This is a genomic window from Pseudarthrobacter sulfonivorans (assembly GCF_024391045.1).
Lineage (GTDB): Bacteria > Actinomycetota > Actinomycetes > Actinomycetales > Micrococcaceae > Arthrobacter > Arthrobacter sulfonivorans_B.
In genome coordinates, this window is the sequence record NZ_JANFCZ010000001.1 from 260,788 (window position 1) to 286,922 (window position 26,135).

Consider the following 26,135-nt stretch of genomic DNA (forward strand, 5'->3'; position numbering starts at 1 on the left):
GTCCGGAAACGGCCCGGTAAACAAAAGACCCGGTCAACGAGAGACAAGTGCAGGGAGAGGAGCCGGACATGACGGCAACACTGGAATTAGGGGCACTCGACGCCACGACGGAAACCGCCGCCGGCTGGTACCGGGTGTGCGCAGTGGCGGAACTCGAGCTCGCATGGGGCGAGGCAGCACTCATCGCCGGCCGCCAGGTGGCCCTCTTCAGGACCGGTCCCGGTGAGGTCTTTGCTGTGTCCCACGAGGACCCGGCCACCGGCGCCCACGTCATGGCCCGGGGCATCCTGGGTTCCCGCGGCACCAGGCCAACCATCGCCTCGCCGCTGCACAAAGAGGTTTATGACCTGGAAACCGGTGAATGCTTCGGCACCGCGGCCGTGCGGCTGCAGACATTCAGCACCCGTATTTCCGACGGTTTCATCGAAGTGGCGGTCTGACCTGGTCCGCTAGAGCCCCAGTGCTTCCCGGACGTCGCCGATCACGGCATCCAGGGCCGCGCGTGCGGCCTGCCGGGCCTCCGGAAGTTCCGCCGCTGACTCCACCGGGCGGATGACCTCCAAGTAGCACTTGAGTTTCGGCTCGGTGCCGCTGGGCCGGATGATCACCCGGGTCTGGTCACGGGTCAGGTACAGCAGGCCATCGGTGGGCGGCAAATGCTCGCTCCCTTCGGCCAGGTCCACAAACGTCTCAATGGCAGATGAACCGAAGGACTCAGGCGGACCGACCCGCAGCCGGTTCATCATGGCGTCCAGCAGGCCCAGGTCCGCCACCCGGATACTGAGCTGGTCGCTGGCATGCAGCCCGTGCTGGAGGTAGAGCTCATCCAGGGTGTCGAAGATGGTCTTGCCGGCAGCTTTGGCGGTGGCGGCCATCTCGGCGATGAGCACCCCGGCCGAGATGCCGTCCTTGTCCCGGACCAAATCCGGCGCCACACAATAGCCCAGGGCTTCCTCGTAGCCGTAGAGCAGGCCCGGGACCCGGGAAATCCACTTGAAGCCGGTCAGTGTTTCCTCATGCGCGTAGCCGGCCGCCGCGGCGATGCGCGAGAGCAGCCGCGAGGACACGACGGAATTAGCGAACACTCCGCCGGATTCGGCACCCGCCGGTTCGCCGCCGTCGGACGCGCTGCTGCCCGAAGGTGCCCCGCTTCCTGAAGGTGCCGCACTCCCTGACAGTTCACCGCCGCCGGAAGGGGCACCGCTGCCGGAAGGATTACCGCTGCCGGCCGCGAGCCGGGCCACGACGTGGGCCCCCAGGAGCGCCCCCACCTCATCCCCGCGCAGCATGCGCCAGGTGCCGGTGTCAGGATCCTTGGCGGCCACCGCGGCACGGTCGGCATCGGGATCGTTGGCCAGGACAATGTCCGCGTCCAGGCGCGCGGCGGTCTCAAGTGCAAGGTCCAGGGCGCCGGGCTCCTCCGGATTGGGAAAGCTCACCGTGGGGAAATCCGGATCGGGCTCTGCCTGCTCGGCCACGAGCGTGACATCGGCAAAGCCGGCGGCAGTCAAGACCCTCACTGCCGTTTCGCCGCCGACCCCGTGCATGGGGGTCAGGACAATCCGCAGATCCCGCGCGGGGAAACGGGCAGGATCGGCGAGGGCCGCCGTCGCGCGTTCATAATCCGCGGACACTGACGCGTCCAGCACCGTCCAGCCGTCCGCGGCGAGGACGATGGAATCGAGCGTTCCCACGGCCGCGATCCGCTCGGCAATGCGGGTGTCGTAAGGCGCCACGATCTGCGCCCCGCGCCCGCTTTCCTCCACGGCGTGGCGGCCAAGGTACACCTTGTAGCCGTTGTCCTGCGGCGGGTTGTGGCTGGCGGTGACCATCACGCCGCCGTCGCAATCGAGGGCACGGACGGCGAAAGCGAGCAGGGGAGTCGGCAGCGCGGACGGCATCAGGAAGGTGTCGATTCCGGCCGCCGTGAAGATGGCTGCTGTTTCCGCCGCGAAGATGTCCGAGTTGTAGCGGGCGTCATAACCGACGACGGCGCGTGGCCGGGTACCGGACGCTGCCTCACCGACCACATCAACCAGGAATGCCGCGAGTCCGGCGGCCGCCCGGCGCACCACCACGCGGTTCATCCGGTTCGGTCCGGGGCCGAGGGCGGCGCGAAGCCCCGCGGTGCCGAACTGCAGGGTGCCGCTGAAGCTGTCAGCCAGTTCCTGCTGGGCGGCGGGAGTGCCGTTCTCTGCGAGTTGCACCAGCTCTGTGAGCGTAGTGGCGGTGGCGGAATCCGGATCCTGGGCAGCCCATTCGCGGGCTCGGCTGTACAAGGAGGCGGCATCGGAGGACGTCATGGGGTCAACGCTATCGTCATTGCTGCCGGAACGGTCCCGGACACTCGCCGGTGACGCCGGAAACCGCCCGAACAAACCAACGCGGGGGCACCTAACGCCCGAAAAAGGCCCGGAATTGAGCGTTTAGTGACCCCGCGTTGGCCTAGAGTTTGGCGATGATCCCGGCCAGCAGTTTGGAGATCCGCGGCCCGGCTTCCTGGCCTGACTCGAGCACCTCCTGGTGGCTGAGCGGCATGGCACTGATGCCGGCGGCCAGGTTGGTCACCAGCGAAATGCCGAAGACCTCCATGCCTGCGTGGCGGCCCGCGATGGCTTCCAATGCGGTGGACATGCCCACCAGGTCCGCGCCGATCCGCTTGGCGAACTGCACCTCGGCCGGGGTTTCGTAGTGCGGTCCGGAGAACTGGACGTACACACCTTCGTCCAGCGAAGAGTCCACTTCACGGGCGAGGTCCCGGATGCGCGGGCTGTAAAGATCTGTCAGGTCAACGAACGTGGCGCCCTCGAGCGGGGACGTGCCGGTGAGGTTGATGTGATCTTTGATGAGGACCGGCGTGCCCGGAGTCCAGCTTTCGTTGATGCCGCCGCAGCCGTTGGTGAGGACCAGGGTCTTGCAGCCGGCGGCGGCTGCCGTGCGGATGCCGTGGACGACAGCACGGACTCCTTTGCCTTCGTAGAAGTGGGTCCGGGCGCCCAGGACAAGCGCCCGCTTGCCTTCCTTGGTCAGGACGGAGCGGATGGTGCCCACGTGTCCCACCACGGCCGGGGCGTGGAAGCCGGGGACCTCGGCCGCAGGCAGGGTGGCCGAGGTGTCGCCGATCAGGTCGGCGGCTTCGGCCCAGCCCGATCCCAGGACCAGCGCGACGTCATGGCTGGCCACCCCGGTCTTCCCGGCGATGTACTCAGCGGCCTCGCGCGCAGCGTCGAAAGGGTCCATGGTCAGGAAGTCTGTATTACTCACTGGTACAAACTATCGTGCCGGCACCGATGTGCACAGCGTCACCGGTGCCGGTGATCCGCCCCATGAATCAGGCAATTTATTGATGTCCCGGCGCAATTGGGGAGAGAATGGTTGATTGTGACTACGCACCCAGACTTCAGCTCACCCCGGATCGCAATCCTGGGAGGTGGCCCGGGCGGATACGAAGCTGCCATGGTCGCAGCCTCCCTGGGAGCGCAGGTTACCATCATCGAACGCGCCGGGCTCGGCGGTTCGGCTGTGCTCACGGACGTGGTTCCCTCCAAAACGCTGATCGCCACCGCGGATTTGATGACCCGCGTTGGGGAGGCGGGGGAGCTGGGAGTGAAGTTCGACGTCGACGGCGGCGACTTTGTGCCTGTCATGCACGCTGACCTTAAACACATCAACGACCGCCTTCTTGGCCTGGCCCGCCAGCAGTCACGCGACATCACTTCCGGGCTGCAGCAGCACCAGAACCTCCGTATCCTGATCGGATCCGGCAGGCTCGTGGACAGCCACACCATCGAGGTCCTGACGGCGGACGGCACGGAAATGGTGGAGGCTGACACCATCCTGCTCGCAGTGGGAGCGCACCCGCGGGAACTGCCCACGGCCCGGCCTGATGGTGAACGGATCCTGAACTGGGCGCAGATCTACAACCTCGATGAGCTTCCCCGGGAACTGATTGTGGTGGGGTCCGGTGTGACCGGCGCGGAATTCGCCTCCGCCTACAACGGCCTTGGCTCCAAGGTGACCCTGATCTCCAGCCGTGACCGCGTGCTGCCCGGTTCGGACACCGACGCCGCCGTGGTGCTGGAGGAAGTCTTTGAACGTCGCGGCGTCCGTGTGCTGTCCCGCTCCCGCGCCGAAACCGTGGAGCGCACCGACGACGGCGTGGTGGTCACCCTCGGTGACGGTTCGAAGGTCACCGGCAGCCACTGCCTGGTCTGCGTGGGCTCCATCCCCAACACCGCCGGAATCGGCCTCGAGGAAGCCGGCGTGGCCCTCACCGAGAGCGGACACGTGAAGGTCGACGGCGTCTCCCGCACTACGGCGCCGAACATCTACGCCGCCGGTGACTGCACGGGTGTCCTGGCGTTGGCGTCGGTCGCTGCAATGCAGGGCCGGATCGCGATCGCCCACTTCCTGGGTGACGCCGTGATGCCCATCAAGCTGCACCAGGTGGCATCCAACATTTTCACCTCGCCGGAGATCGCCTCGGTGGGTGTCTCCGAGGCCGAGATCCAGTCCGGGAAGTACCAGGCGGACGTCATCAAGCTGAGCCTCAAGAGCAACGCCCGCGCCAAAATGCGCAATGCCAAGGACGGCTTCGTCAAGATCTTCGCCCGCAAGGGTTCCGGCACCGTCATCGGCGGTGTGGTGGTGGGCCCCAACGCGTCGGAGTTGATCTTCGCCATCTCCATCGCGGTGAAGCAGAAGCTGCACGTCGACGACGTCGCCAGCACGTTCACGGTGTACCCGTCCCTGAGCGGCTCCATCTCGGAGGCCGCGAGGCGCCTGCACGTCCACATGTAAGGGCCGAAAGGTCCGTTGCCGGTGAGCAATCCGTTGCTACACTCGGCACATGATCGGGCTTCCTTTTGCGGGAAACGCGCCGGTTCACGCCGGCATGGTCGGGCTGGGCCATAGGCGCAGCCCTCCTGTTCTACGCTTATGAGAAGCGCCGGCGGGGCCTCGCCGACCCGCGACTATGGCCTATCGCCGGCTTCGCGGTGGCTTTTGGCGGCATCGGTTCGCGTCTGCTCACGTGGGACGTATCCCGGCAGGTTTCCCTGGCTGATAGGTGGGGCAACGGCGACCGGAGCATCCTTGCGGGCCTGGTAGGGGCCTGGTTTGGCGTCCACCTTGGCAAGCGGCTGACACGTTACAAGGAGTCCACGGGAGACCTGCTGGCGCCTGCGGTGGCCCTGGCCATGATCATTGGAGGACCCAAGCCGTCTCAGTTCGTGCGCCGGAACGCCGCAGCACACTCCACCCCGCAGGATCCGGGCACCGGGAACCCCACGGACGAGGCACCCTATGATCCGCTTCGGCTCTGCATCTTTGCCACCGTTGCCCTGCTCGGGTGGCTGGCCGGACCTGCCGCCCTGGCCGTCTTCGCCGGGCTCGGATTCGCGGGCTACTGGAAGGCTAGGCGGCGGGGCCTGGCACGGTCTAAATGCTTCCTCCGAGACACGCGGCTCGTGCTTGCATATTTGGGTGCCCTCCTGGCTGCGGGGGCATACGGAATCTACGTGGCCGCGGGGCAGATATTCGGGGTGTGACAGGTACGCGGGGTGCATCCCGCGCACCTGGAACGGGTTCCGGCCTAGAAGGGGTACGGGGCGATGTCCGGCCGGACCGTGAGCCACTGGATCTCGGTGAAGGACGCCATGTTGGCATGGTGTCCGCCGATCCGTGAGCCGTTGCCCGAGTTCTTCGTGCCGCCGAAGGGTGAGTTCGCTTCGTCGGACACCGTCTGCTCATTGATGTGGATCTTGCCGGAGTCCAGCTGGTCGGCGATGGTCATGGCCATGCCCACGTCGCCCAGGATGCCGATCGAGAGGCCGTATTCGTTGCCGTTGGCGAGGGCCACGGCTTCCTCCGGGGTGGAGAACTTCATGACAGGGGCCACCGGGCCGAAGATTTCGTCCTTCCATGCCGGGCTGGCCACGTCGAGGTCGGCGAGGACTGTGGGCTGGTAGAACCTGCCGTCGTGCGTTCCGCCGGCCGCGAGCCGTGCCCCGCCGCTCACGGCGTCCTGGACGATCGAGTCGACCCGGTGCAGTTGCTTCGCGTCAATGATCGGGCCAAGCGCCACGTTCCCGGTCTTTGGATCGCCGACCGGAAGGTGCGTGGCCTTCTCTGCGAGCGCGCTGACGTAGTCGTCGTAGATGTCCTCGTGGACGATGTGGCGGCCGGCGGCCATGCAGATCTGGCCCTGGTGCATAAAGGAACCGAAAGCCGCAGCGGAGGCGGCCTTGGCAAGGTCCGCGCCGGGCAGCACAATAAGCGCGTTGTTTCCCCCGAGTTCCAGGTGGGCGTGTTTGAGCAGGCGCCCGGCGGCCTCGCCGATCTTCCGCCCGGCCGCCGTCGAGCCGGTGAAGGCGATGACGCTGACCTCCGGCGCTTCGACGACGGCGGCACCGATGTCGGCCCCGCCCGGCAACAGTGCCAGGAGCCCGGGAGGCAGTCCGGCTTCCTCGAAGATCCGGACCAGGGCGACCCCGCCGCAGACTGCGGTGCGCGGATCCGGCTTGAGCAAAACGGCGTTGCCGAGGGCCAGCGCCGGAGCGACGGCCCGGATGGAAAGGATCAGCGGGAAGTTGAACGGCGCGATGACGGACACAACGCCCACCGGGCGCCGACGGGCGAAGGACCAGCGATTCTCGTTGGAGGTGAGGACGTCCCCGGCCGGGAGGGATGGCAGTGCAGAGGCGTCGTAGCATTCGTTGGCCGCGGTGTGCGTTTCCACACCGGCCTTGGGCGGGATGCCGCCGGACTCACGCACGATCCAGTCCTTGACCTCGGCGGCGTGCTCCTCCCAGAGCATCCCCGCGCGGCGCAGGACAGCGGCGCGGTCCTCGGGGTTAAGTTTCGCCCAGTCCTTTTGGGCGGCCGCCGCCGTTGCGGCGGCTTCGCGGACGTCGTCCACGGAGGCGAGGCCATAGGTCCCCAGCGTTTCGCCCGTGGCGGGTTCGACGGCGTCAGCTGTCCCGCCGCCTCCGGGGCGCCAGCCGTTGAGGTAGATCTTTCCCTCCCAGAGGGAGGCATCGAGCAGAGACATGTCCTGTCCTTTCGTGGGGATGCGACGTACCGGATTGGCTGAGCCGTCCGGCCCGGGCCGGACGCAGGGCTGTTCAGGGTCTGGCGTAGGCCGGCACCACGTCTCCTGGTGCAAAGGGCGTGAACCACTGCTCGAAACCGAGGCTCGTGGGGGCCTCGGGAGGGGTGCCGTCTGTTTCCGGCTCGGTGTACAGCGCCTGGCTGTCCGCATCCTCCAACAGGACCTCCTCAACCTGTGCCCGCCAGTCCTCGGGCAGGTCCAGGTCGTAGATGTCCTCGGTGATTTCGGCCTGGTCGAGCAGGCAGCGGACGGCGAGTTCTGCCGCGATGCAACCGGGAGCGGCCCAGCCGCGGCCCAGCGAGGCAGCGACATCCGAAGCCACAACAATGAACTTCCGGGTGAACCCGGCGTCGTAAGTGGACGCGAACCGGGGCGGCAGCGAGGACAGCACCGAGGACGCGGCAATCTCCTGCGGGGTGACGGCATCCAGCGCCTGCAGGGACCCGAGGTCGCGGAAGAGCTGGTCCAGGAGGACGCCTGATGAGTTCCAGAGGAGGCCGGCCAGGAGGCGGGTCTGGCCCACAGCCTTTTGCCTGTCCCCGGCTGCGACGGCGGCCATCTCGTCCAGGTCCTCCGGGTCGAACTGGAGCCGCTGTTCCGGGGTCATGTCATCGGGGTGCGGATCAAGGCCCAGCAGTTCAAGGCTCAGGCCTGTCAGCTTGCCCGCATCGGCGAGCAGTTCTTCGGTGATGTCGTCATCTTCGTCGGCATTCATGGCCCCGATGCTACCGGCAGGCCGCCCCTTGCACGATTCCTGTTACTTGGTTATGTGCCTGGCCGCCGGAGGCCCGGTGGCCGCAGGGCAGCGATTGGTGGCTGGCTGTTGGTGTTTCAGCCGCGGGCGCGCAGCTGGGCGTTGGGAAGGGCCGGGGCGGGAAGTGGGGACGGGTACCCGTCCGGGAACGGTCCGAAGCGAGGGTACGGGGTTCCGTCCGGATAGGTGCCGTCGGCGGGAGGGTCGGCCGGTTCGGCGCCGATCTCGGCCTGCCAGGCGGTCCGGTAGGCCACGACTTCGTTGTGGGTGCGTCCGACGAAGTTCCACCACATCACGATCTGTTCGCCCAGCGGCTCGCCGCCGAGGAGCAGCACCCGGGCCGGGCTCTGGCCCGCTTCCAAGACGATGGTGCTCCGGCCCGGGCGAAGGTAGTGCAGGTGGTCAACGGCCAGAGGGGTGCCGTCGAGGGTGAGGTTGCCCGTGTCGAGGAGGATTCCATGTTCAAAAGCGGGGTCCAGGTCAAGCTCGAGGCGGGCGCCGGCCCGGAGTACGGCTTCTGCGCCCAGCAGCGGCGGGGTGTACGTGGGCACGGGCGAGGATGCTCCGGCGAGGGAGCCGAGGAAGACCCGCAGTTCTGTGCCTTCGCCCCGGACGGGTTCGGGAGTGTAGTGCTCGAAGGTCGGGGGCATGTTCCGGGTGGCGTCGGGCAGTGCGAACCAGAGCTGGGCCCCGTGCAGGACGTCAGTATCCGGGGTTGAGAACTCCTGGTGGGAGATCCCTCGTCCGGCGATCATGAGGTTGACCTCACCGGGACGGACGGTCGCCTCGAAGCCTGCTGAGTCACGGTGGGCGATTTCGCCGGTGAACAGCCAACTCACTGTTGCCAGGCCGGTGTGCGGGTGGCGCGGGACCCGCATACCGCCGGTTTCGGGGACTAGGTCCGGTCCGTAGTGGTCCAGGAAGCACCAGGCGCCGATGAGGCTGCGCTGCCGTTGGGGGAGCGTGCGCCGGACGGGCATGGCACGCGGGCCGCCGAGGGGGACTTCCCGCGGGGCCAGGAACTCGATCGCTGCGCCACCGGGTTCTTCGGTGCAGATGATCTCTTCGGGGGTTGCCTCGAGGTTGCTCATGAGTGAACGCCTGCGGTGGCCGTCGGGATACTGTCGGTGCCGGCGGCGGCCCGGGGGCGGACGGGATGGCCGCTGAGGATGGAGACGCGATTGAAGGCGTTCATCGCGATCGCGCACCACTGCAGCGCCGAGAACTGTGCCTCAGTCAGGGCGGCGCGGGCTGCGGCAAGCTCACCGAAGGATTTCCCGTCGTCGTGCAGTGCGGTGGCGGCCTCGCCGATGGCCAGGGCGGCCCGTTCGGTCTCATCGAAGACGGCCGCCTCGCGCCAGGCGGGCAACACAGCCAACTGCTGGGTGCTGACCCCGGCTTCACGGGCGAGCCGGTCGTGGAGGTCAAGGCAGAATGCGCATCCGTTGAGCTGGGAAACGCGGACGTTGAGCAGCTCCAGGACAGCCCGGCTCAGGCCCGCTGCTTCGGCCGCCGAGGCGACTTTCAGGGCGAGCCCGTTCAGCGCCCGCCAGCTTCCGGGATCCGATTTGTCCAGAAAAAATGAGCCGACCATGACTCTCCTTCACTACGTGACGACGCCGGGTGGCCGGCGCAGTGTCCTGGCACCGCCGTGCGAACGCTATGCGAACCTGGCGGAACTCTTGATGATCTTTTCAACAGACTGCCCCTGAGGCAATGGGGCACGCTGGGCCCATGGTGCGCAAGAGCCGGCTCAGCCTGCGGGAGCCGGCTCGAAGTGTTCTTCGATGAGCCCCCTGATGTCATCGTGGCAGCCGCCGCAGCCGGTGCCTGCCCGGGTTGCCTTGGATACGCCGGCCACGGTGGAGCAGCCGCCTTCGACGGCGTCCCGGATCGTCGCTCCGCTGACTCCGGCGCAGCGGCACACCGTGCCGGCAGGATCGGCCGGACCAGACGCTGCCAGCTGGTCGGGGCCATCCAGGCGCAGCAGCAGGGACCTGTCCGCCGGGAGCTCTGCACCGCGCTCGAACAGGCCCACCAGTTCGGCGGCCGTCCGCGGCATGCCTACTGCCACCAGGCCTTCGAGGACCCCGCCGCGGGTGGTCATCTTGATGTAGCGGCCGTGTTCCGGGTCTGCCCACTGGGCGATCTGCAGGCGCGGACGGCCGTGGGCCGCGCCGGCGCTCAGTACTTCGTCATCCCATGGCTCGGCCGCGTTGTCCCCGGCCACGGCCATGTTCATGCCGCGGGCCTTGAGGACAATGACGCTGGACCGTTCCGCGGGCAATGCTGCCAGCGTGTCTGCTTCCTCCGGAGTTCCGGTGGCGAGCAGGGTCAGGTATTCGGCGAGCCATTCGGCCTGGCGCCAGCCGGGCCCTACCAGCCCGGAAGGACCCTTCGCCGTGCGGCAGTCAGCGCACGACGGGTCCGGGCAGTGCACCTCGGCGCAGTCGCCGATGGCGAAAATGTGCGGTTCATGGTGCGCGCGGAGCCGGTGGTCCACCAGGATCCCCGTGCCGGTGGACAGGCCGCAGCCCTCGGCGAGTTCGGTCCGGGGGCGGACACCGCACGACAGCACCAGAAGGTCGCCGTCGATCGCGGATCCGTCATCGAGCAGCAGCGCGGAGAAACCGCCGTCAGGAGCGTTATGCTCCACCCCGGTGGACCGGGCGTTGCCGGCCATCCGGACGCCGCACTGGCGCAGGCTGGCCGCGAGGACCGCCCCGCCGCCGCGGTCGATGTTGCGGCCCAGCGGATGCGGCCCGTTGTGGACCACCGTGACGGTGGCACCCTCCTCGGCAGCGGCGAGCGCCGTCTCGAGGCCGAGGACACCGCCGCCGAGCACCACCACCCGCTTGCCGCCGTCGACCGCTGCGCGCAGTACCGAGGCATCGCGCAGGTCCCGGAGCGCGGTGACGCCGGCCGGAAGGACGGGGGAGGAGGGGTCCGGGTTGATGCCGGTGAGGTTGGGGATGACGGGACGCGAACCCGTAGCAAAGACCAGCCGCTCGTAATGGACTGACGTGCCATCGCTGAGGACCACCTGCTGCCGCGCCCGGTCCACCCGGCGGACCCGAACACCCAGGCGGACGTCCACGCCGTCGGCGATCAGGGCGGCCGCGTCGGAAAGTGCCAGAGCGTCCGCGGTGGTGCGGCCGACGCCCAGATCGGCGACCAGGACGCGGTTGTAGGCGGCCTCTGCTTCCTCACCCACCACGGTCAGATCGACCTGCCCGAGGCGGACCGCGGGCAGCAGTTCATCGATCAGGCGGGCCGCCACCGGGCCGAATCCGACAAGGACAATCTGCTCGCTCATGAGGCCTCCGCTGTTTGAAGATCGCTGTGCTCAACATCGCCATGCTCAATATCGCTGTGCTCAAGATGGCTGATCGCAGCCCGGACCCGGACCGTGTTGAACTTGAATTCGGGCATTCCGGAGATCGGATCGGTGGCGGCTTCCGTGAGACGGTTGGCGCTTTCGAGTTCCGGGAAGTGGAAGGGAAGGAACACCGTTTCCGGGCGGATGGCGGTGCTGAGTTCGGCCCGGCAGACAACTTCGCCCCGTTCGTTGGCGACGGAGACGAGGGCGCCGTCGGCGATGTCCAGGGCGGCCGCTGCTGCCGGGTGGATCTGCACTTTCGCGTCCGGCTGCGCGGCCAGCAGTTCGGATACGCGGCGGGTCTGGGATCCGGACTGGTAGTGCTCCAGGAGGCGTCCGGTGATAAGGGTCATGGTCTTCGCGGCAGTGACGGCACCGTTCGCGAGAGGAGCAACCGGCGTACGACGGCGGCGGGGCGCCACCGGGGTCATCACCGCCTTCCCGTCGGGGTGCGCAAAGGTGTCGAGGAAGAGCCGCGACGTGCCGGTGCTGCCGGCGGGGTACGGCCAATAGGCGGCTTCGCCGCGGTCCAGCATGGCGTAGTCGATGCCCGAGTAGTCGGCCAGTCCGCCGGCAGAGGCCAGGCGCAGCTCCTCGAACACCGTCTCCGGGTCCTCGCTGTAGGTGGAGGGCGCCTCCAATGCTTCGGCCAGCCGGGCCATGATCCACAGCTCGCTGCGGGCGCCGGCCGGCGGCTGGATGGCGCGGCGGCGGCGGAGCACCCGGCCCTCAAGGTTGGTGAGGGTGCCTTCCTCTTCGGCCCACTGCAGCACCGGCAGGACGAGGTCTGCCTCGGCGGCGGTCTCGGACATAAAGAAGTCGCAGACCACCAGGAAGTCCAGGCTGCGGAGCCCGGCGATCACGGCGTTCGCATCGGGGGAGGCCACGGCGATGTTGGAGGCATGCACCAGAAGGCACCGCACGCCGTCGGGCTTTCCCATTGACTTCAGCAATTGGACGGCGGGGAGGCCGGGGCCGGGGATCGTTTCTACCGGGACGCCCCAGACGCCGGCCATGTGGGCGCGCGCGGCGGGGTCCGTGATCTTGCGGTAGCCGGGGAGCTGGTCGGCCTTTTGGCCGTGCTCGCGCCCGCCCTGGCCGTTTCCTTGGCCGGTGAGGGTGCCGTAGCCGCTGCGGGCCGATCCCGGCAGGCCCAGGAGCAGGCTGAGGTTGATGGCGGCGGTGGCGGTGTCCGTGCCGTCGACGTGCTGTTCCACACCGCGGCCGGTGAGGATGTAGCTGCCGCCCTTGCGGGCGCCGTCGGCCAGCCGGCGGGCCGTTTCGCGGATGAGGTCAGCCGGCACGCCGGTGATGGACTGGACCCGTTCGGGCCAGAACGAGTTGACGCTGCGGGCCACGGCATCGTAACCGGACGTGCGTTCGGCTACGTACGCGGTGTCCATCAGGCCCTCGTGGATCACCACGTGCTGCAGGCCCAGCAGGAGCGTGAGGTCGGTGCCCGGCAGGGGCTGGAGGTGGAGGCCGCCGCCGTCGGCCGTGAACTTTGCGGTCGCGGAGCGGCGGGGATCCACCACGATCAGCCCGCCGGCGTCGCGGGCGCCCTGGAGATGCTGCACAAACGGCGGCATTGTTTCGGCGACATTGGAGCCCAGCATCAGGATGGTGCCGGCCGTGTCCAGGTCCGTGAGCGGGAACGGCAGGCCGCGGTCGACGCCGAACGCCCGCATTCCTGCCGCCGCGGCGGAGGACATGCAGAACCGGCCGTTGTAGTCGATGCGGGAGGTGCCCAGGGCAAGCCGGGCGAACTTGCCCAGCATGTAGGCCTTTTCGTTGGTGAGGCCGCCGCCGCCGAAAACGCCGACGGCGTCCTTCCCGTAGCGAGTCTGGGTGTCCTTTACTGCATTGGTCACCAGGGCCAGGGCCTGGTCCCAGCCGATGGGGCGGTGGACGCCGTCCGCGCCCTTCAGGAGCGGTTGGGTGACCCGGCCTGGATGGTTCAAGAGGGTGGCCGAGGTCCAACCCTTGCGGCAGAGGCCGCCGCGATTGGTGGGGAAGTCGCGTCCGCTCACTTCTAGGGGCGGGGCTTCGAGAAGCGGGACATCGAGCGGCGGAACGTCCGGGCGGGCAGGAGACGTGAGCGTCATGGCGCACTGCAGGGCGCAGTAAGGGCAGTGCGTGTCGGCGCTGGTGCTCATGTTAGACGTGTCCCATCGCGTTTCGGTTGGCGTTGCGGATGTAGCAGAACCAGCAGACCGCCAGCATCAGGACGTACGCTCCGACGAATCCGTAGAACGCCGGTGTGTAGGAGCCGCTGGCGGTGTTGGACGCGTTGAGGACCTGCGGGATGACGAACCCGCCGTAGGCGCCGATGGCTGAGATCAGGCCGAGGGCCGAGGACGCCAGCCGCTGGGTGGCCACAGAGCCGGCACCGTTCCGGGCCGCCCGGCTGGAGGTGGCGAAGATGACCGGGATCATGCGGTAGGTGGCGCCGTTTCCGAAGCCGCTGGCCGTGAAGAGCAGCAGGAACAGGACCAGGAAGAGCCAGAAGTTCTTCAGCGGCAGGGTCCAGATCATGGTCAGGGTAATGACGGCCATGGAGGCGAATGCCGTCACGGTCATCCGGGCGCCGCCCATCCGGTCGGCCATCCGGCCGCCGTACGGGCGGGCCAGTGAGCCGACCAGCGGGCCGAGGAAGGCCAGGGAGAGCGCCACGGTGCCCACTCCGATGGCGGAGAACGCCGGGAAGTAGTCCTTGATGAGTTTGGGGAAGACGCCGGCGAAGCCGATGAACGAACCGAATGTGCCGATGTACAGCAGCGCCATGATCCACAGGTGCGGTTCCTTCAGCGCCGCGACGGAACCGGCCACGTCGCCCTTGGCGCTGGTGAGGTTGTTCATGTATTTGAAGGCGCCGAAGGCGGCCAGGAGGATGAACGGAACCCACATCCAGCCTGCCAGCGGCAGGTTGACGGTGCCCGCGTTGACAGTGCCCGCGGCCAGGAGGGTGATGACGATCGGTACGGCGAGCTGGGCGACGGCAGCACCCATGTTGCCGCCGGCAGCGTTCAGGCCCAGCGCCCAGCCTTTTTCGCGGGCCGGATAGAAGAACGTGATGTTGGCCATGGAGCTGGCGAAGTTGCCGCCGCCGAAACCGGCCAGGGCCGCCACCAGGAGCATCACGCCGAACGGGGTTCCGGGGTTGGCGACGCAGAGTCCCAGACCGATGGCGGGGATCAGGAGCAGCAGGGCGGACACGATGGTCCAGTTCCGGCCGCCGAAGCGGGGAACCATGAAGGTGTAGGGGATCCGGAGCGTGGCGCCCACCAGGCTGGGCATCGAGATCAGCCAGAAGATCTCCGAGGTGCTGAACGTGAAGCCTGCTGCCGGGAGTTGGACCACCACAATGGACCACAGCTGCCAGACCACAAAACCGAGGAATTCGGCGAAGATGGACCAGTTCAGGTTGCGGCGGGCAATGGTGCGTCCGGTGGCTTCCCACTGCTCCTTGTTCTCCGCGTCCCAGTTGGCGATCCAGCGGCCGGGAAGGAATTCCAGGGCCGGGGCGGCTGCGGTTCGGGTAGTTCGAATATCTGCGGTGCGGTCAGCAGTCAAGGCGTGCCTCCTTGGGGAATGTTGTTCCTCCACGCTAAGGACGGCGCGTTTCGCGGACGGTCGTGCTGTGTTAACGGGCTGTGACATTTGCCTATCGACGGCCGTCCGGGGGTGTGAGACGGTGGGTGAGTCCGGGAAGTGAGACGCATCCCACAAGTCCATATAGCGGACCTTTTGTCCATTGGCTGGACTCCGGGAACTAATATTGAACTCTAACTACTGCACGCCTGGCGGAACCACGCCCGGCCGGTTTCTCATGAAAGTGTTCTCCATGTCATCCACACAAACCACAGCGGAACCTGGATCCCCCAGGGAGGTGAACTCGCGCGGCCGCGTGATTGTGGCCAGCCTCATCGGCACCACCGTTGAGTTCTATGACTTCTACGTCTACGCCACAGCCGCCGTGCTGGTCTTCCCGGCGCTGTTCTTCCCCAACCAGAATGAGACCACCCAGCTGCTGAGCTCCTTCGCGGTGTTCGGCGTGGCCTTCGTCGCCCGCCCGCTGGGATCCATCGTCTTTGGCCACTTCGGTGACAAGTTCGGCCGCAAGGGCACGCTGGTGGCGTCCCTGCTGACCATGGGTATTGCCACGTTCCTGATCGGCTGCCTGCCCACGGCCCTCGTGCCGGGTTGGGAATTCTGGGCTCCCGCCCTCCTCGTAGTGATGCGCTTCGCCCAGGGCCTGGCCCTCGGCGGCGAGTGGAGCGGCGCAGCGCTGCTGGCCACCGAAAACGCCCCTGCCAACAAGCGCGCCATCTACGGCACGTTCCCGCAGCTGGGTGCGCCCATCGGCTTCATCATTGCCAACGTGATCTTCCTCGTTGCCAGCTACACCCTCTCACCGGAAGCCTTCCTGGCCTGGGGCTGGCGCGTTCCGTTCCTCATCAGCGCGGTGATGGTCATCATTGGCCTGTACGTCCGCCTCAAGCTGATCGAAACCCCCGCCTTCACCAAGGTCCTCGAGTCCAAAGAGGTGGCCAAGCTGCCCCTGGCCCGCGTCTTCAAGACCAGCTGGCGCCAGCTCATCCTGGGCACGTTCATCATGCTCGCCACGTACGTGCTTTTCTACCTGATGACCACATTCACCCTCACCTACGGCACCCGCGCCGCCAGCCTGGACGCCGCCAAGGCCGCGGCCGAGAAGGCAGGCAAGCCGATGACCGAGGCAGCCGCGGCAGCATTCGTTCCCGGCCTGGGCTTCACCCGCAACGACTTCCTCTGGATGCTGATTGCCGGCGTCGTGTTCTTCGGCATCTTCACCCTGGTTTCGGGCCCGCTGGCCGAGAAGTTCGGCCGCCGCAAAATGCTGCTCGCCGTGACCGCCGGCATCTTTGTGTTCGGCCTGCTGTGGGTACCGCTCTTCAGCAGCGGCTTCGTTGGCACCATGGCCCTGCTCATCATCGGCTTCTCGCTGATGGGGCTGACCTTCGGACCCATGGGTGCCATCCTGCCGGAACTCTTCCCCACAAACGTCCGCTACACCGGATCCGCCATCAGCTACAACTTCTCCAGCATCCTGGGCGCAGCGGTGGCACCGTTCATTGCCGTCTGGCTGTGGGAGATGGCCAAGGGCAGCCCGGTCCTGGTGGGTGTCTACCTCACGGTGATGTCCGTCCTGACGCTCTTCGCCCTGTTCGTCAGCAAGGAAACGCGGGACCTGGACTACGAGAACAACGTAGCCTGACGTCCCTGTTCTGAGCCGGAAATGCCCGGCGCGTCACCGGTCTTCCGGGGATGCGCCGGGCATTGCTGTGTTCGCGGCCGGCAAAACGGCCGGAGCGTACGACGGCGGCGCCCGCCACCGGGGAAAGCTCACCCCGCGTAGCGGGCCACGAAGTTCTTGAGGATGGTCATCGGCTCCGTGACGGCGACCCCGCGGGCCGCTGCCATCAGCTCCTCCGCGGACTCCGGCGGGAAGTAGCCGGCGTGGCGGTAGGTATCGATCCGGGTGAGCAGGCCCCCGACGTCCAGCTCGGGATGGAACTGGGTGGCGTACAGGTTCTGTTTGATCCGGAACATCTGGACCGGGCAGGCTCGGGAGGAGGCGAGCAGGACGGCATGCGAGGGGAGCGCGGTGCAGGCCTCTTTGTGGCCTGTGAAGGCCGTAAATATGCGTGGCATCCCGCGCAGGACCGGATCCGCGATGCCCGCATCGGTCAGTTCGATCTCCACCCCGCCCAGGGGTTCGCCGAACGTCCTGTCAATGACGGCACCCTGATGCTTTCCCAGTGTTCCCACCCCGTAGCAGGCCCCGAGGAACGGAAAGTCCTGCTCCACGATCCTGTCCAGCAGCCCGGCAAGCTCGTGCTCCACGCGATGTTGGGTGGGACTCTTCCGGTCCGCGGGGTCGCTGGAGGTGAAAGGGCTGCCGCCCACAATCACGCCTGAGTATCCGGAAAGGTCAAGCGCCGGCAGGGGAGCGGTCTCCAACCGGATGCGGTGAAGCTGTTCCGGTGCCAGCCCGCCATACCTGAGGTAGGCCGCGTATTCGTCCTCAGCGGCGGCATCTTCGGCCCTGGAGGCCAGGAGCAGGAAAGGCTTCACAAGCTAAGTCTGCCCGCGGTCACCGGCTGCACGCCAGCAGCTGGCGGCCTGCACCCAACTGACTGGCAGTTAACGCACTGAAAACGTGTTTTGCGAGCGTTAACTGCCAGTCAGTTGGGAAGTCACTTAGTTTCCGGCCGGCTGGGCCAGGGACCGCCGGGACTGCGGGCGGGCAGCGGGGTCGGCGTGCCGGTGGACCAGCTTCCAGTAGCCCTCTTCACGGCGGAAGACGCTAGTGACGCGGAGGGCGAACTCTTCCGTCACCGGGGCACCCTCCAGGCGGGCCCGGAAATGCTCGGTTTCCACCAGGTAGGCGGTGTCCCGTGCGGTGTAGGACGTGATGGTGTCGAAGCCCAGCATCTCGCCGTCCTGGAACTGCCTGGACGCCTGGTCCAGGCGCGCTTCCACCTGGGCCCAGCCACGGGCAATGCCGCCGAAGGGATTGGCCAGGGTGACGTCGTCCAGCCGTGAATACAGGTCCTTGACCGGCCCGGGGTTGCCGCGGGTGATCTCCGGAACTGCCAGGTGGTAACGGGCTACTTCTTCTTCAAAACTGGGTGCGAGCATGGGGTGCCTCCGGCCCGGCTAGTCTTCGATGCTGGCGATGACCGCGCCGGCGGCAATCGTTTCGCCGGCCGCGGCGCCAAGGCCGGAAATGGTCCCGGAACGGTGCGCGGTCAGCGGCTGTTCCATCTTCATGGCCTCGAGCACCACAATCAGGTCACCTTCAACCACCAGGTCGCCGTTGGCCACGGCAACCTTGACGATGGTGCCCTGCATCGGGGACGTCAGTGAATTGCCGGCGGCGGCTGCCGCGGCGCCGCCTGAGCGGAGCCGCTTCTTGGACTTGCCGGCCTTTGCTCCGCCCCCGGCACCCGCGCCGATGGATCCGAGCGAGGCGGGTAGCACCACTTCAAGGCGTTTGCCGCCGACCTCGACCACCACGCGCTGGCGCTCGCCCGCGTCCTCCGCGGAGGCGCCTGCGCCGTCCTGCGACCACGCGGGAAGGTCGTTGACGAATTCCGTTTCGATCCAGCGGGTGTGCACCTTGAAGGGACCCTCGACCGGCGCGAAGTCGGGGTTGGTGACCACGGCAAGGTCGAACGGGATGACGGTGGGGATGCCCTCTACAACCATCTCCTCCAGGGCTCGGCGGGAGCGCTGCAGGGCCTGGGCACGCGTGGCGCCGGTGACGATGAGCTTGGTGAGCATGGAGTCGAAGTTGCCGCTGATGATGTCGCCCTGCTCAATGCCGGAATCAATCCGGACACCGGGGCCCGTGGGATTCCGCAGGGTGGTGATGGTTCCGGGTGCGGGCATGAAGTTCCGGCCCGGGTCCTCGCCGGTGATCCGGAACTCGAAGGAGTGGCCGCGGACCTCGGGGTCGCCGTAGCCCAGTTCCTCGCCGCGGGCCAGGCGGAACTGTTCACGGACCAGATCGATGCCGGTGACCTCTTCCGACACGCAGTGCTCCACCTGCAGCCGGGTGTTGACCTCCAGGAACGAGATGGTGCCGTCCTGGCCCACGAGGAATTCGCAGGTGCCTGCGCCGAGGTAGCCGGCTTCCTTCAGGATGGCCTTGGACGACTCGTACAGGCGGCGGTTCTGGTCTTCGGTGAGGAACGGGGCCGGGGCCTCTTCAACAAGCTTCTGGTTGCGGCGCTGCAGGGAGCAGTCGCGCGTGGAAATGACAACCACGTTGCCGTGCGCGTCCGCGAGGCACTGGGTTTCGACGTGGCGCGGGGCGTCCAGGAAGCGCTCGATGAAGCACTCGCCGCGGCCAAAGGCGGCTGTGGCTTCCCGGACGGCGGATTCGAACAGTTCCGGAATCTCCTCGCGGGTGCGGGCCACCTTGATGCCGCGGCCGCCGCCGCCGAACGCAGCCTTGATGGCCACCGGCAGGCCGAACTTGTCCACGAAGTCCAGGATTTCCTCCGCCGACTGCACGGGATCGGCGGTGCCGGGGACCTGGGGCGCGCCCACCTTCTCGGCGATGTGGCGGGCCTGGACCTTGTCACCCAGGGCAGAGATGGCGGCTGGGCCGGGGCCGATCCAGATAATGCCGGCGTCGATGACCTTTGCGGCGAACTCCGCGTTTTCGGCGAGGAACCCGTACCCGGGGTGGATGGCGTCGGCACCGGACTGGCGGGCGACGTCGATGATCTTGTCCATCACCAGGTAGGACTCGGCGGCGGTGTTGCCCCCGAGGGAGTAGGCCTCGTCCGCGAGCCGGACGTGCAGGGCGTCCCGGTCCGGATCGGCGTAGACGGCAACGGAGGCAATACCTTCATCACGTGCTGCGCGGATGATCCGCACTGCGATTTCGCCGCGGTTGGCGATCAGCACCTTGGTGAGGTTCGACTGCACGGGACTTGCGGACTGCTCCAAAATTGCTGACAAGGCGTCTCCTTCTTTCCTTCAGGGAGCCTAGCGCGATTTTGAGGGTTCCGCCGATATTACTTGCGGAATCCGCGCGTAAACCGCCATTGCTTTGTAGGGAACCTACAAACGTCCGAGCAATCGGGGTGATTTACGGCGCGGGCCACAGCTCCGTGATGCGCACGTTGGCCTGGCCCAGGAGCGCCCGGAGCGTCGAAATGGAAAGCCCGACGACGGTGTGCGGGTCCCCGTCGACCTTGCGGATGAAGGCCCCGCCGAAGCCGTCGATGGTAAACGACCCCGCGCAGTGGAGCGGTTCCCCGGTGGCGATGTACGCGTCGATTTCCTCCGGTTCCATGACCGTGAAGTGGACCTCGGCGGAGGTGACCGCCCCGAGAGTGGCGCCGGACCCCGGCGCCGAGCCGCCGGCGTCGGACGCTTCGTCGGTGTCCTCCGCCGCCGTGGCGCGGCAGTCCACCAGCCAGTGCCCGGTGTGCAGCACCCCGCTGCTGCCGCTCATCCGGAGCATCCGTTCGCGCGCGACGTCGGCGGTGTAGGGCTTGCCGTGCGCCTCGCCGTCGAACTCAAACACCGAGTCGCAGCCAATGACCAGCGCACCCTCCGCCTCCGGCAGCGCAGCCACCGCCTCTGCCTTGGCGCGGGCCAACAGCAGGGCGGTGTCGTGCGGATCGGTGACGCCGTAGCGGGCCTGGACCGCGTCCTCATCCACGTCGGACACCAGCACCGAGTGCCGGATGCCGGCGTCTGCCAGGAGTTTGGTGCGGGCGGGGGACTGGGAGGCCAGGATTAAGCGGGTCACGGAATCAGCCTAGTGGACCGGCTGCGGGTGCTCCCGCGGCGTGCTTTCCCGGCGTTCGAGCTTGGCGCCCTCCACGTCCACGTCGGGCAGGATCCGGTCCAGCCACTTCGGCAGCCACCAGGACTTTTCGCCGAGCAGGTACATGACGGCCGGCACGATGGTCATCCGGACCACAAAGGCATCGAGCAGCACCCCGAACGCCATGGCGAAGCCCAGCGGCCGGACCATGGTCAGGTGGCTGAAGATGAAGCCGGCGAACACGCTGACCATGATGATGGCGGCGGCGGTGACCACGGCGCCGGCATGGCTGAAGCCGATCCGGACTGCCTTTTTGGCCGGCGCGCCGTGCATGTAAGCCTCCCGCATGCCGGACGCGATGAACACCTGGTAGTCCATGGCCAGGCCGAACAGCACGCCGATCAGGATGATCGGCAGGAAGCTCAGCACCGCGCCCGGATTGGCGACGTCGAACACCCCGCCCAGCCAGCCCCACTGGTAGACCGCAACCACCAGGCCGAACGCTGCGGCCAGCGAGAGCAGGAAGCCGCCGGTTGCCAGCAGCGGAACCACAATGGAGCGGAACACCAGGAGTAAAAGGATCAGGGACAGCCCGACGACGATGGCCAGGTAGGGCGGCAGGGCGTCGCCGAGTTTCGTGGAGACGTCGATGTTGCCGGCGGTCTGGCCGGTCAGCCCGATGGTGACTCCCGTATCGGCCTGGATCTGCGCACCGCGTTCGCGGAGGTCGCGCACCACCTGGACCGTACCTGCCTTGGCCGGCCCTTCCTCGGGGATGACCTGGAAAACGGCCGTGCGGCGGTCCTCGCTCAGTGCCACGGGAACGGCGGCCACCACATGGTCCACGCCGCGGATCTGATCCGCGACGTCGAACTGCAGCTTTTGTGCCTGAGTCGCGTCCAGGTTGGCCGGGAACTCGCCGACCACCACGATGGGGCCGGTGACGCCTTCGCCGAAGCTGCGGGCCGTGACGTCGTAGGCCTGGTAGGCCTCGGAATCGACGGGTTCGGAGCCGCCGTCCGGCAGGGCGAGCTGAAGCTGCGTTGCGGGCAGCGCCAGGGCGCCCAGGAGGAGCACGCCGGCCACCAGTGCCACGATGGGGTGCTTCGTCACCAGGCCGCCCCAGCCGCGTGTGCTCTTGGCCTCGTCCTTGGCCTGGTCGGCGGCCTCGTGTCCGGCCTCGGCGTTGTGGGCTTCGGCTTTGGCCCATGCCCGCCGGGAAATGATGCGGCGGCCGATCAGGGACAGCATGGCCGGTGTCAGCGTGAGTGCCACGAGGACCGCCACTGCCACGGTGCCCGCAGCTGCCAGGCCCATCACGCTCAGGAAGGGCAGTCCCGGCACCACCAGGGCGGCCAAGGCGATGATGACGGTCAGGCCGGCGAAGAGCACGGCGTTGCCGGATGTTCCGGTGGCCCGTGCCACTGACTCTTCAGGATCCATGCCCGAGAGCAGCTGGGTGCGGTGCCGGTTGACGATGAAGAGGGAGTAGTCGATGCCGACAGCGAGGCCCAGCATGAGGGCGAGCATGGGGGAGATGGAGCTCATGTCGAACGCGCCGGACAGGGCGAACGTGATGCCCACGCCCACTCCGACGCCGATGATGGCCATCAGCAGCGGCAGGCCCGCGGCGATGAGTGTGCCCAGCATGAGGATCAGGACCAGGGCGGCCACGGCAATGCCGATGATTTCAGCGGTGCCGAAGAGCTCGGAGATGTCTTCGGTGATTTCCTTGCTGGCCAGCGCCGTGACGCCGGCGGCCGACGTTTCGTGGGCGATGTCCTGGACCTGCTGGCGGACCGCGGGGGTCAGGGCGTTGATGGAGGTGGTGAACTGGACCTGGGCCACGGCGGCCTGGCCGTCCTCGGAGACGAACCGGATCCCGGCGGAGGCTTCCGCCTGGCGTTTGCCGAGCTCCAGCTTTGCCTTGGCGGCGTCAAGTTCCTTCGTGCCCGCGGCAAGCTGTTCCTGCCCCTGGGCCAGTGCAGCCTTCTGCTGTCCCAGCCGTGCGTCGATGACGGCGGCGGGCGCCCCGGCAGCCGTCAGCTGCTGCTCCGCGGCACTCAGCTGTGCTGCGCCGGCATCCAGCTGGGCGCGTGAGGTGTCCAGCTTGGCCTGACCGGCGGCCAGCTGCTGCGCACCGTCGGTGATGGCCTGTCCGGCCTGGTCCAGCTGCGCCTGGGTGGCGAACGGATCAGTGGTGGCTTTGACGTCCGGCAGATCCCCGAGTTTGGCCAGGGCCGCCGTGACGGCTGAACGGCTTTGGTCGGTGAAGCCCCCGGCGGGCGCCTCGAAGACGATCGTGGCGGAACCGCCGGAGGCTGCCGGCAGCTCTTGTTTCAGCTTGTCCGCGATGCGTTGGGTTTCCGTGCCGGGAATCTGGAAGTTGTTGGACAGTGTGCCGTGGAAGGCGGCAGCGGAGCCTCCTACCGCCACCAGGACGGCGAGCCAGAGTGAGATGACCAGCCAGCGGTGACGGTAGGAGAACTTGCCGAGGCGGTAGAGCAGCAGGGCCATGTCAGAGCCGTTCTTTGAGGGGGTTGGTGGTGGCGGTTGGAGCTGGGGCAGGGCTGCCGAAGCCGGAGCCGAGATGGCCCATGGCATCAATGAGCAGTTGGCGCAGGACGGCAAGCGAAGCCGGCGACAGGTCGGCGCCGCACTGGGCGAACCAGACGTCCATCGCCGCCTTTCCGCAGGCGATGACAGATCCGGCAAGGGCGCGCAGGTACAGTTCGTCGACGGCGGCGCCGGGATTGTCGCCGAGGCGTTCCCGGGCCGCGTTGATGATTTGCTCGGTGCACTGGTCCCAGGCTTCGAGTTCGGAGCGGGACAGGAGCGCGTTTTCCTGGGTCAGGGTGAAGAGCTCAGCCAGCGGGGCCACGGTCATGGGGTCCGCCAGCTGCATGAGGGCCGCCCGGGCGGATTCGAGGATGGGCTCGTCGGCGGGCCGCTGCCGGAACTGCTGCAGGGCGCTGTCCAGGAATCCGTTCGTTACCGAGGCCAGGGCAGCCTCAATGCTGCTGAAGTAGTTGAAGAAGGTCCGCCGCGAGATGCCGGCTGCCTCAGCGATGTCCTCCACGGTGAAGGTCCCCGGCCCGTTGGCACGCAGCAGGGTAAAGGCGGCATCGGTGATGGCCTGCCGGGTGGCGGCCTTGTTGCGTTCCCGCCGGGAGAGGGTGTCTGGCACGAAATTACACTACGTGCAAGTTTGCACAGTGCGCAAATTAATTCACAGGAAGATGAAAGGTTCCCAACAGCCGGGGCAGATCCTGCCGTAGGAGAGTGGAAGGGTCCCGTCAGGGAAGTAGATGACCCAGCCGTCCGTGGGCGGCAGATTCAGGAGAAACGAATGGCACGCACTAGGAGAATTACGCTGGGCCTGGCGGCCGCGGCGTTGGCCCTTGGGGCAGGCATCGGGGTTGCCGGGGTGGCCTCCGCAACCACCACGCCGACGCCGGCCCCCAGCGCCGGCTCGAGCACCTCCACGGACGGCAGCACCGGCACTGCTCCGACGGACGGCAGGGGCGGCCGCGGTGGCCATGGTGGCCATGGCGGCTTCGGCTTCGGTGGCGAGGACGCAACTGAACTGGCCACGAAACTGGGCGTGGACCAGACCAAGCTGACGGATGCCCTGAAGGCCTTCCGTGACGCCAACAAGCCCGCTGCCGGCACCGGGAAGGGTACGTCGGCTGACGGAACCCGCCCGGACCCCGCAGCGATGCAGGCTGAGCTCGCCAAGTCGCTCGCAGCGTCGCTGGGCATCGATGAAGCCAAGGTGACGGCCGCACTGGAGGAGCTGCGTACCGCTGAACAGACAGAACACGCCGCAGCGCTGAAGACCCGGCTGGATAAGGCCGTTACTGACGGCAAGCTGACTCAGGCCGAGGCCGACGCGGTCACTAAGGCGGTGCAGAACGGGGTGATTGGCGGCGGCGGCCGCTGACGTCCGGCCGCAGCCGGTTGCGCACAAAACGAAGCAGTCCCCGGGAGCTGGAGAGCTCCCGGGGACTGCTTCGTTGTCGACTCTTTGCCTGGATCAGGCCTCACGATCAAGCCTTCACGGTCAGGCCTTCAGGGTCAGGCCTTCGCGCCGGACAGCTCCCTGCCGGCGTCGGATGAGTCAGTAGCCCGGGCGGCGGCGGAGGGGTCCGCAGCGGCGGTGTCGGAGTCGGACTCGGTGTCGTCCGCGAACGGGTTGCCGTTGCGGGGAGCGTTGTACAGCGCCTCGTCCAGGATGCCCTGGCGCTTGGAGACGATGGCCGGGACGAGCGCCTGTCCCGCGACGTTGAGTGCGGTCCGGCCCATGTCGAGGATGGGGTCAACGGCCAGCAGGAGGCCGACGCCGGCCAGCGGCAGTCCCAGCGTGGAGAGCGTCAGCGTGAGCATCACCACGGCGCCCGTAGTGCCTGCCGTTGCGGCGGAACCGAGGACCGAAACCAGTGCGATGAGGATGTACTGGGTGAAGTCGAGCTGGATGCCGAAGAACTGCGCCACGAAGATGGCGGAGATGGCCGGGTAGATGGCTGCGCAGCCGTCCATCTTGGTGGTGGCCCCCAGGGGCACTGCGAACGAGGCATAGGCGCGGGGGACGCCCAGGTTGCGTTCGGTGACCCGCTGGGTCAGCGGCAGGGTTCCGATGGAGGAGCGTGAGACGAAGGCAAGCTGCACGGCCGGCCAGACGCCGGAGAAGTACTGCTTGATGGAGAGCCCGTGCGTGCGGACCAGGACCGGGTACACAACGAACATGACCAGGGCCAGGCCAACGTAGATGGCGAACGTGAACTTGCCCAGCGCGCCGATGGTGTCCCAGCCGTAGACGGCCACGGCGTTGCCGATCAGGCCCACGGTGCCGAGGGGCGCGATCCGGATGATCCACCACAGGACCTTCTGGATAACGGCCAGGGCGGACGCGTTGAGGTTCAGGAAAGGCTCGGCGGCCTTGCCCACCTTGAGGGCCGCGACGCCGACGGCGATGGCGATAACCAGGATCTGGAGGACGTTGAAACTGACGGAGGTGCTGACGGTGGTGGCGGCGTTGGCGCTTTCCGTCACCGTGGAGCTGGCGCCGAGGCCCAGGAAGTTCTTGGGGAACAGGCCGATCAGGAACGACCACCAGTCACCGGTCTTGCCGGCGTACTTGGCTTCCTGCGTGATGCCGGTGTTGGCCCCCGGCTGCAGGAGGACACCAAGGCCGATGCCGATCAGGACCGCGATCAGCGATGTGATGGCGAACCACAGCAGGGTGTTCCACGCCAGCTTGGCGGCGTTGGAGACCTGGCGCAGGTTCGAAATCGAGCTGACCACTGCGGTGAAGATCAGCGGGACCACGGCGGTCTGCAGCAGCGAGATGTAGCTGGAGCCGATGGTCTGCAGCGTTGCGCCAAGGCCGTTGGGGGCTTCCTTGGTGCTGCCGGTGTATTTGGCCAGCAGGCCAAGGCCCAGGCCGACAATCAGTGCGGCAATGATCTGGAAGCCGAACGAGCCGGCCCATTTGGGCAGCTGGAAGCCGGTACTTCCTGCGGATTCGGGGGTGCGGGTTTGAGTGCTCACCTGAATA

The 26,135-nt window shown here is 67.4% G+C and carries 21 protein-coding genes; 5 read left to right on the top strand and 16 right to left on the bottom strand.

Annotation, left to right across the window (positions count from 1 at the left end; genetic code table 11):
- The first annotated feature begins 68 nt into the window (after positions 1-68).
- On the top strand, positions 69-440 hold the full coding sequence (gene nirD, locus NQJ30_RS01160) for a nitrite reductase small subunit NirD (RefSeq protein WP_255767890.1): 372 nt from the start codon (positions 69-71) through the stop codon (positions 438-440).
- A gap of 9 nt (positions 441-449) precedes the next feature.
- On the opposite strand, the gene NQJ30_RS01165 is transcribed toward nirD, so the two are convergent.
- Both NQJ30_RS01165 and NQJ30_RS01170 read right to left on the bottom strand, forming a co-directional pair.
- On the bottom strand, positions 450-2,303 hold the full coding sequence (locus NQJ30_RS01165; RefSeq protein ID WP_255767891.1) for a phospho-sugar mutase: 1,854 nt from the start codon (positions 2,301-2,303) through the stop codon (positions 450-452).
- Positions 2,304-2,445: 142 nt separating this feature from the next.
- The gene (locus NQJ30_RS01170; RefSeq protein ID WP_255767892.1) at positions 2,446-3,264 is read right to left on the bottom strand and encodes a purine-nucleoside phosphorylase; all 819 of its coding nucleotides are present in this window, start codon (positions 3,262-3,264) and stop codon (positions 2,446-2,448) included.
- Between the two features lie 117 nt (positions 3,265-3,381).
- On the opposite strand from NQJ30_RS01170, the gene NQJ30_RS01175 reads away from it, so the two are divergent.
- Positions 3,382-4,800, top strand: coding sequence for an NAD(P)H-quinone dehydrogenase (locus NQJ30_RS01175; RefSeq protein ID WP_255767893.1), 1,419 nt, complete (start codon positions 3,382-3,384; stop codon positions 4,798-4,800).
- Positions 4,801-4,865: 65 nt separating this feature from the next.
- On the top strand, positions 4,866-5,549 hold the full coding sequence (locus tag NQJ30_RS01180) for a hypothetical protein (protein WP_255767894.1): 684 nt from the start codon (positions 4,866-4,868) through the stop codon (positions 5,547-5,549).
- A 44-nt stretch (positions 5,550-5,593) separates the two neighbouring features.
- Here NQJ30_RS01180 and NQJ30_RS01185 read toward each other — a convergent pair whose 3' ends face one another.
- From NQJ30_RS01185 to NQJ30_RS01215, 7 genes are all read right to left on the bottom strand, one after another.
- Positions 5,594-7,051 carry an aldehyde dehydrogenase family protein gene (locus NQJ30_RS01185; RefSeq protein WP_255767895.1) on the bottom strand — a complete coding sequence of 486 codons (1,458 nt, stop codon included), beginning with the start codon at positions 7,049-7,051 and terminating at the stop codon, positions 5,594-5,596.
- A gap of 73 nt (positions 7,052-7,124) precedes the next feature.
- On the bottom strand, positions 7,125-7,826 hold the full coding sequence (locus NQJ30_RS01190; protein ID WP_255767896.1) for a hypothetical protein: 702 nt from the start codon (positions 7,824-7,826) through the stop codon (positions 7,125-7,127).
- A 116-nt stretch (positions 7,827-7,942) separates the two neighbouring features.
- Positions 7,943-8,956, bottom strand: a complete 1,014-nt coding sequence (locus NQJ30_RS01195) for a pirin family protein (RefSeq protein WP_255767897.1) — start codon at positions 8,954-8,956, stop codon at positions 7,943-7,945.
- Positions 8,953-9,459, bottom strand: coding sequence for a carboxymuconolactone decarboxylase family protein (locus NQJ30_RS01200; protein ID WP_255767898.1), 507 nt, complete (start codon positions 9,457-9,459; stop codon positions 8,953-8,955). Before NQJ30_RS01200 ends, NQJ30_RS01195 begins: the two co-directional genes overlap by 4 nt.
- Positions 9,460-9,618: 159 nt before the next feature.
- Positions 9,619-11,181, bottom strand: a complete 1,563-nt coding sequence (locus NQJ30_RS01205) for an FAD-dependent oxidoreductase (protein WP_255767899.1) — start codon at positions 11,179-11,181, stop codon at positions 9,619-9,621.
- The gene (locus tag NQJ30_RS01210) at positions 11,178-13,400 is read right to left on the bottom strand and encodes a molybdopterin oxidoreductase family protein (RefSeq protein WP_255767900.1); all 2,223 of its coding nucleotides are present in this window, start codon (positions 13,398-13,400) and stop codon (positions 11,178-11,180) included. Before NQJ30_RS01210 ends, NQJ30_RS01205 begins: the two co-directional genes overlap by 4 nt.
- A gap of 1 nt (position 13,401) precedes the next feature.
- Positions 13,402-14,817: an MFS transporter gene (locus tag NQJ30_RS01215; protein ID WP_255767901.1), complete on the bottom strand. Its 1,416-nt coding sequence runs from the start codon at positions 14,815-14,817 to the stop codon at positions 13,402-13,404.
- Between the two features lie 271 nt (positions 14,818-15,088).
- Here NQJ30_RS01215 and NQJ30_RS01220 point away from each other — a divergent pair, with 271 nt between their 5' ends.
- Positions 15,089-16,501, top strand: a complete 1,413-nt coding sequence (locus NQJ30_RS01220) for an MFS transporter (protein ID WP_255767902.1) — start codon at positions 15,089-15,091, stop codon at positions 16,499-16,501.
- Between the two features lie 128 nt (positions 16,502-16,629).
- Here NQJ30_RS01220 and NQJ30_RS01225 read toward each other — a convergent pair whose 3' ends face one another.
- The 6 genes from NQJ30_RS01225 to NQJ30_RS01250 form a co-directional block, all read right to left on the bottom strand.
- Entirely contained in the window at positions 16,630-17,361 is a 732-nt protein-coding gene (locus NQJ30_RS01225; protein ID WP_255767903.1) for a glutamine amidotransferase, read from the bottom strand.
- A gap of 126 nt (positions 17,362-17,487) precedes the next feature.
- Positions 17,488-17,928: a YybH family protein gene (locus tag NQJ30_RS01230; RefSeq protein WP_255767904.1), complete on the bottom strand. Its 441-nt coding sequence runs from the start codon at positions 17,926-17,928 to the stop codon at positions 17,488-17,490.
- Positions 17,929-17,946: 18 nt separating this feature from the next.
- Entirely contained in the window at positions 17,947-19,761 is a 1,815-nt protein-coding gene (locus NQJ30_RS01235; protein ID WP_255767905.1) for an acetyl/propionyl/methylcrotonyl-CoA carboxylase subunit alpha, read from the bottom strand.
- Between the two features lie 130 nt (positions 19,762-19,891).
- Entirely contained in the window at positions 19,892-20,560 is a 669-nt protein-coding gene (locus tag NQJ30_RS01240) for a Maf family protein (protein WP_255767906.1), read from the bottom strand.
- A gap of 9 nt (positions 20,561-20,569) precedes the next feature.
- Positions 20,570-23,095: an MMPL family transporter gene (locus NQJ30_RS01245; protein ID WP_255767907.1), complete on the bottom strand. Its 2,526-nt coding sequence runs from the start codon at positions 23,093-23,095 to the stop codon at positions 20,570-20,572.
- Position 23,096: 1 nt separating this feature from the next.
- Positions 23,097-23,765 (bottom strand): TetR/AcrR family transcriptional regulator, encoded by a 669-nt coding sequence (locus NQJ30_RS01250; protein ID WP_255767908.1) that lies wholly within the window; start codon positions 23,763-23,765, stop codon positions 23,097-23,099.
- A gap of 162 nt (positions 23,766-23,927) precedes the next feature.
- Between NQJ30_RS01250 and NQJ30_RS01255 the strand changes: the two genes are divergently transcribed.
- On the top strand, positions 23,928-24,521 hold the full coding sequence (locus tag NQJ30_RS01255) for a hypothetical protein (protein WP_255767909.1): 594 nt from the start codon (positions 23,928-23,930) through the stop codon (positions 24,519-24,521).
- Between the two features lie 134 nt (positions 24,522-24,655).
- On the opposite strand, the gene NQJ30_RS01260 is transcribed toward NQJ30_RS01255, so the two are convergent.
- On the bottom strand, positions 24,656-26,128 hold the full coding sequence (locus NQJ30_RS01260; RefSeq protein ID WP_255767910.1) for a dicarboxylate/amino acid:cation symporter: 1,473 nt from the start codon (positions 26,126-26,128) through the stop codon (positions 24,656-24,658).
- Positions 26,129-26,135 lie beyond the last annotated feature (7 nt).

Bases quoted from the DNA above. Each gene is read 5' to 3' on its own strand.
- nirD (WP_255767890.1), top strand. From the start codon at position 69: ATGACGGCAACACTGGAATTAGGGGCACTCGACGCCACGACGGAAACC.
- NQJ30_RS01165 (WP_255767891.1), bottom strand. From the start codon at position 2,303: ATGACGTCCTCCGATGCCGCCTCCTTGTACAGCCGAGCCCGCGAATGG.
- NQJ30_RS01185 (WP_255767895.1), bottom strand. From the start codon at position 7,051: ATGTCTCTGCTCGATGCCTCCCTCTGGGAGGGAAAGATCTACCTCAAC.
- NQJ30_RS01190 (WP_255767896.1), bottom strand. From the start codon at position 7,826: ATGAATGCCGACGAAGATGACGACATCACCGAAGAACTGCTCGCCGAT.
- NQJ30_RS01195 (WP_255767897.1), bottom strand. From the start codon at position 8,956: ATGAGCAACCTCGAGGCAACCCCCGAAGAGATCATCTGCACCGAAGAA.
- NQJ30_RS01200 (WP_255767898.1), bottom strand. From the start codon at position 9,459: ATGGTCGGCTCATTTTTTCTGGACAAATCGGATCCCGGAAGCTGGCGG.
- NQJ30_RS01205 (WP_255767899.1), bottom strand. From the start codon at position 11,181: ATGAGCGAGCAGATTGTCCTTGTCGGATTCGGCCCGGTGGCGGCCCGC.
- NQJ30_RS01210 (WP_255767900.1), bottom strand. From the start codon at position 13,400: ATGAGCACCAGCGCCGACACGCACTGCCCTTACTGCGCCCTGCAGTGC.
- NQJ30_RS01220 (WP_255767902.1), top strand. From the start codon at position 15,089: ATGTCATCCACACAAACCACAGCGGAACCTGGATCCCCCAGGGAGGTG.
- NQJ30_RS01230 (WP_255767904.1), bottom strand. From the start codon at position 17,928: ATGCTCGCACCCAGTTTTGAAGAAGAAGTAGCCCGTTACCACCTGGCA.
- NQJ30_RS01245 (WP_255767907.1), bottom strand. From the start codon at position 23,095: ATGGCCCTGCTGCTCTACCGCCTCGGCAAGTTCTCCTACCGTCACCGC.
- NQJ30_RS01255 (WP_255767909.1), top strand. From the start codon at position 23,928: ATGGCACGCACTAGGAGAATTACGCTGGGCCTGGCGGCCGCGGCGTTG.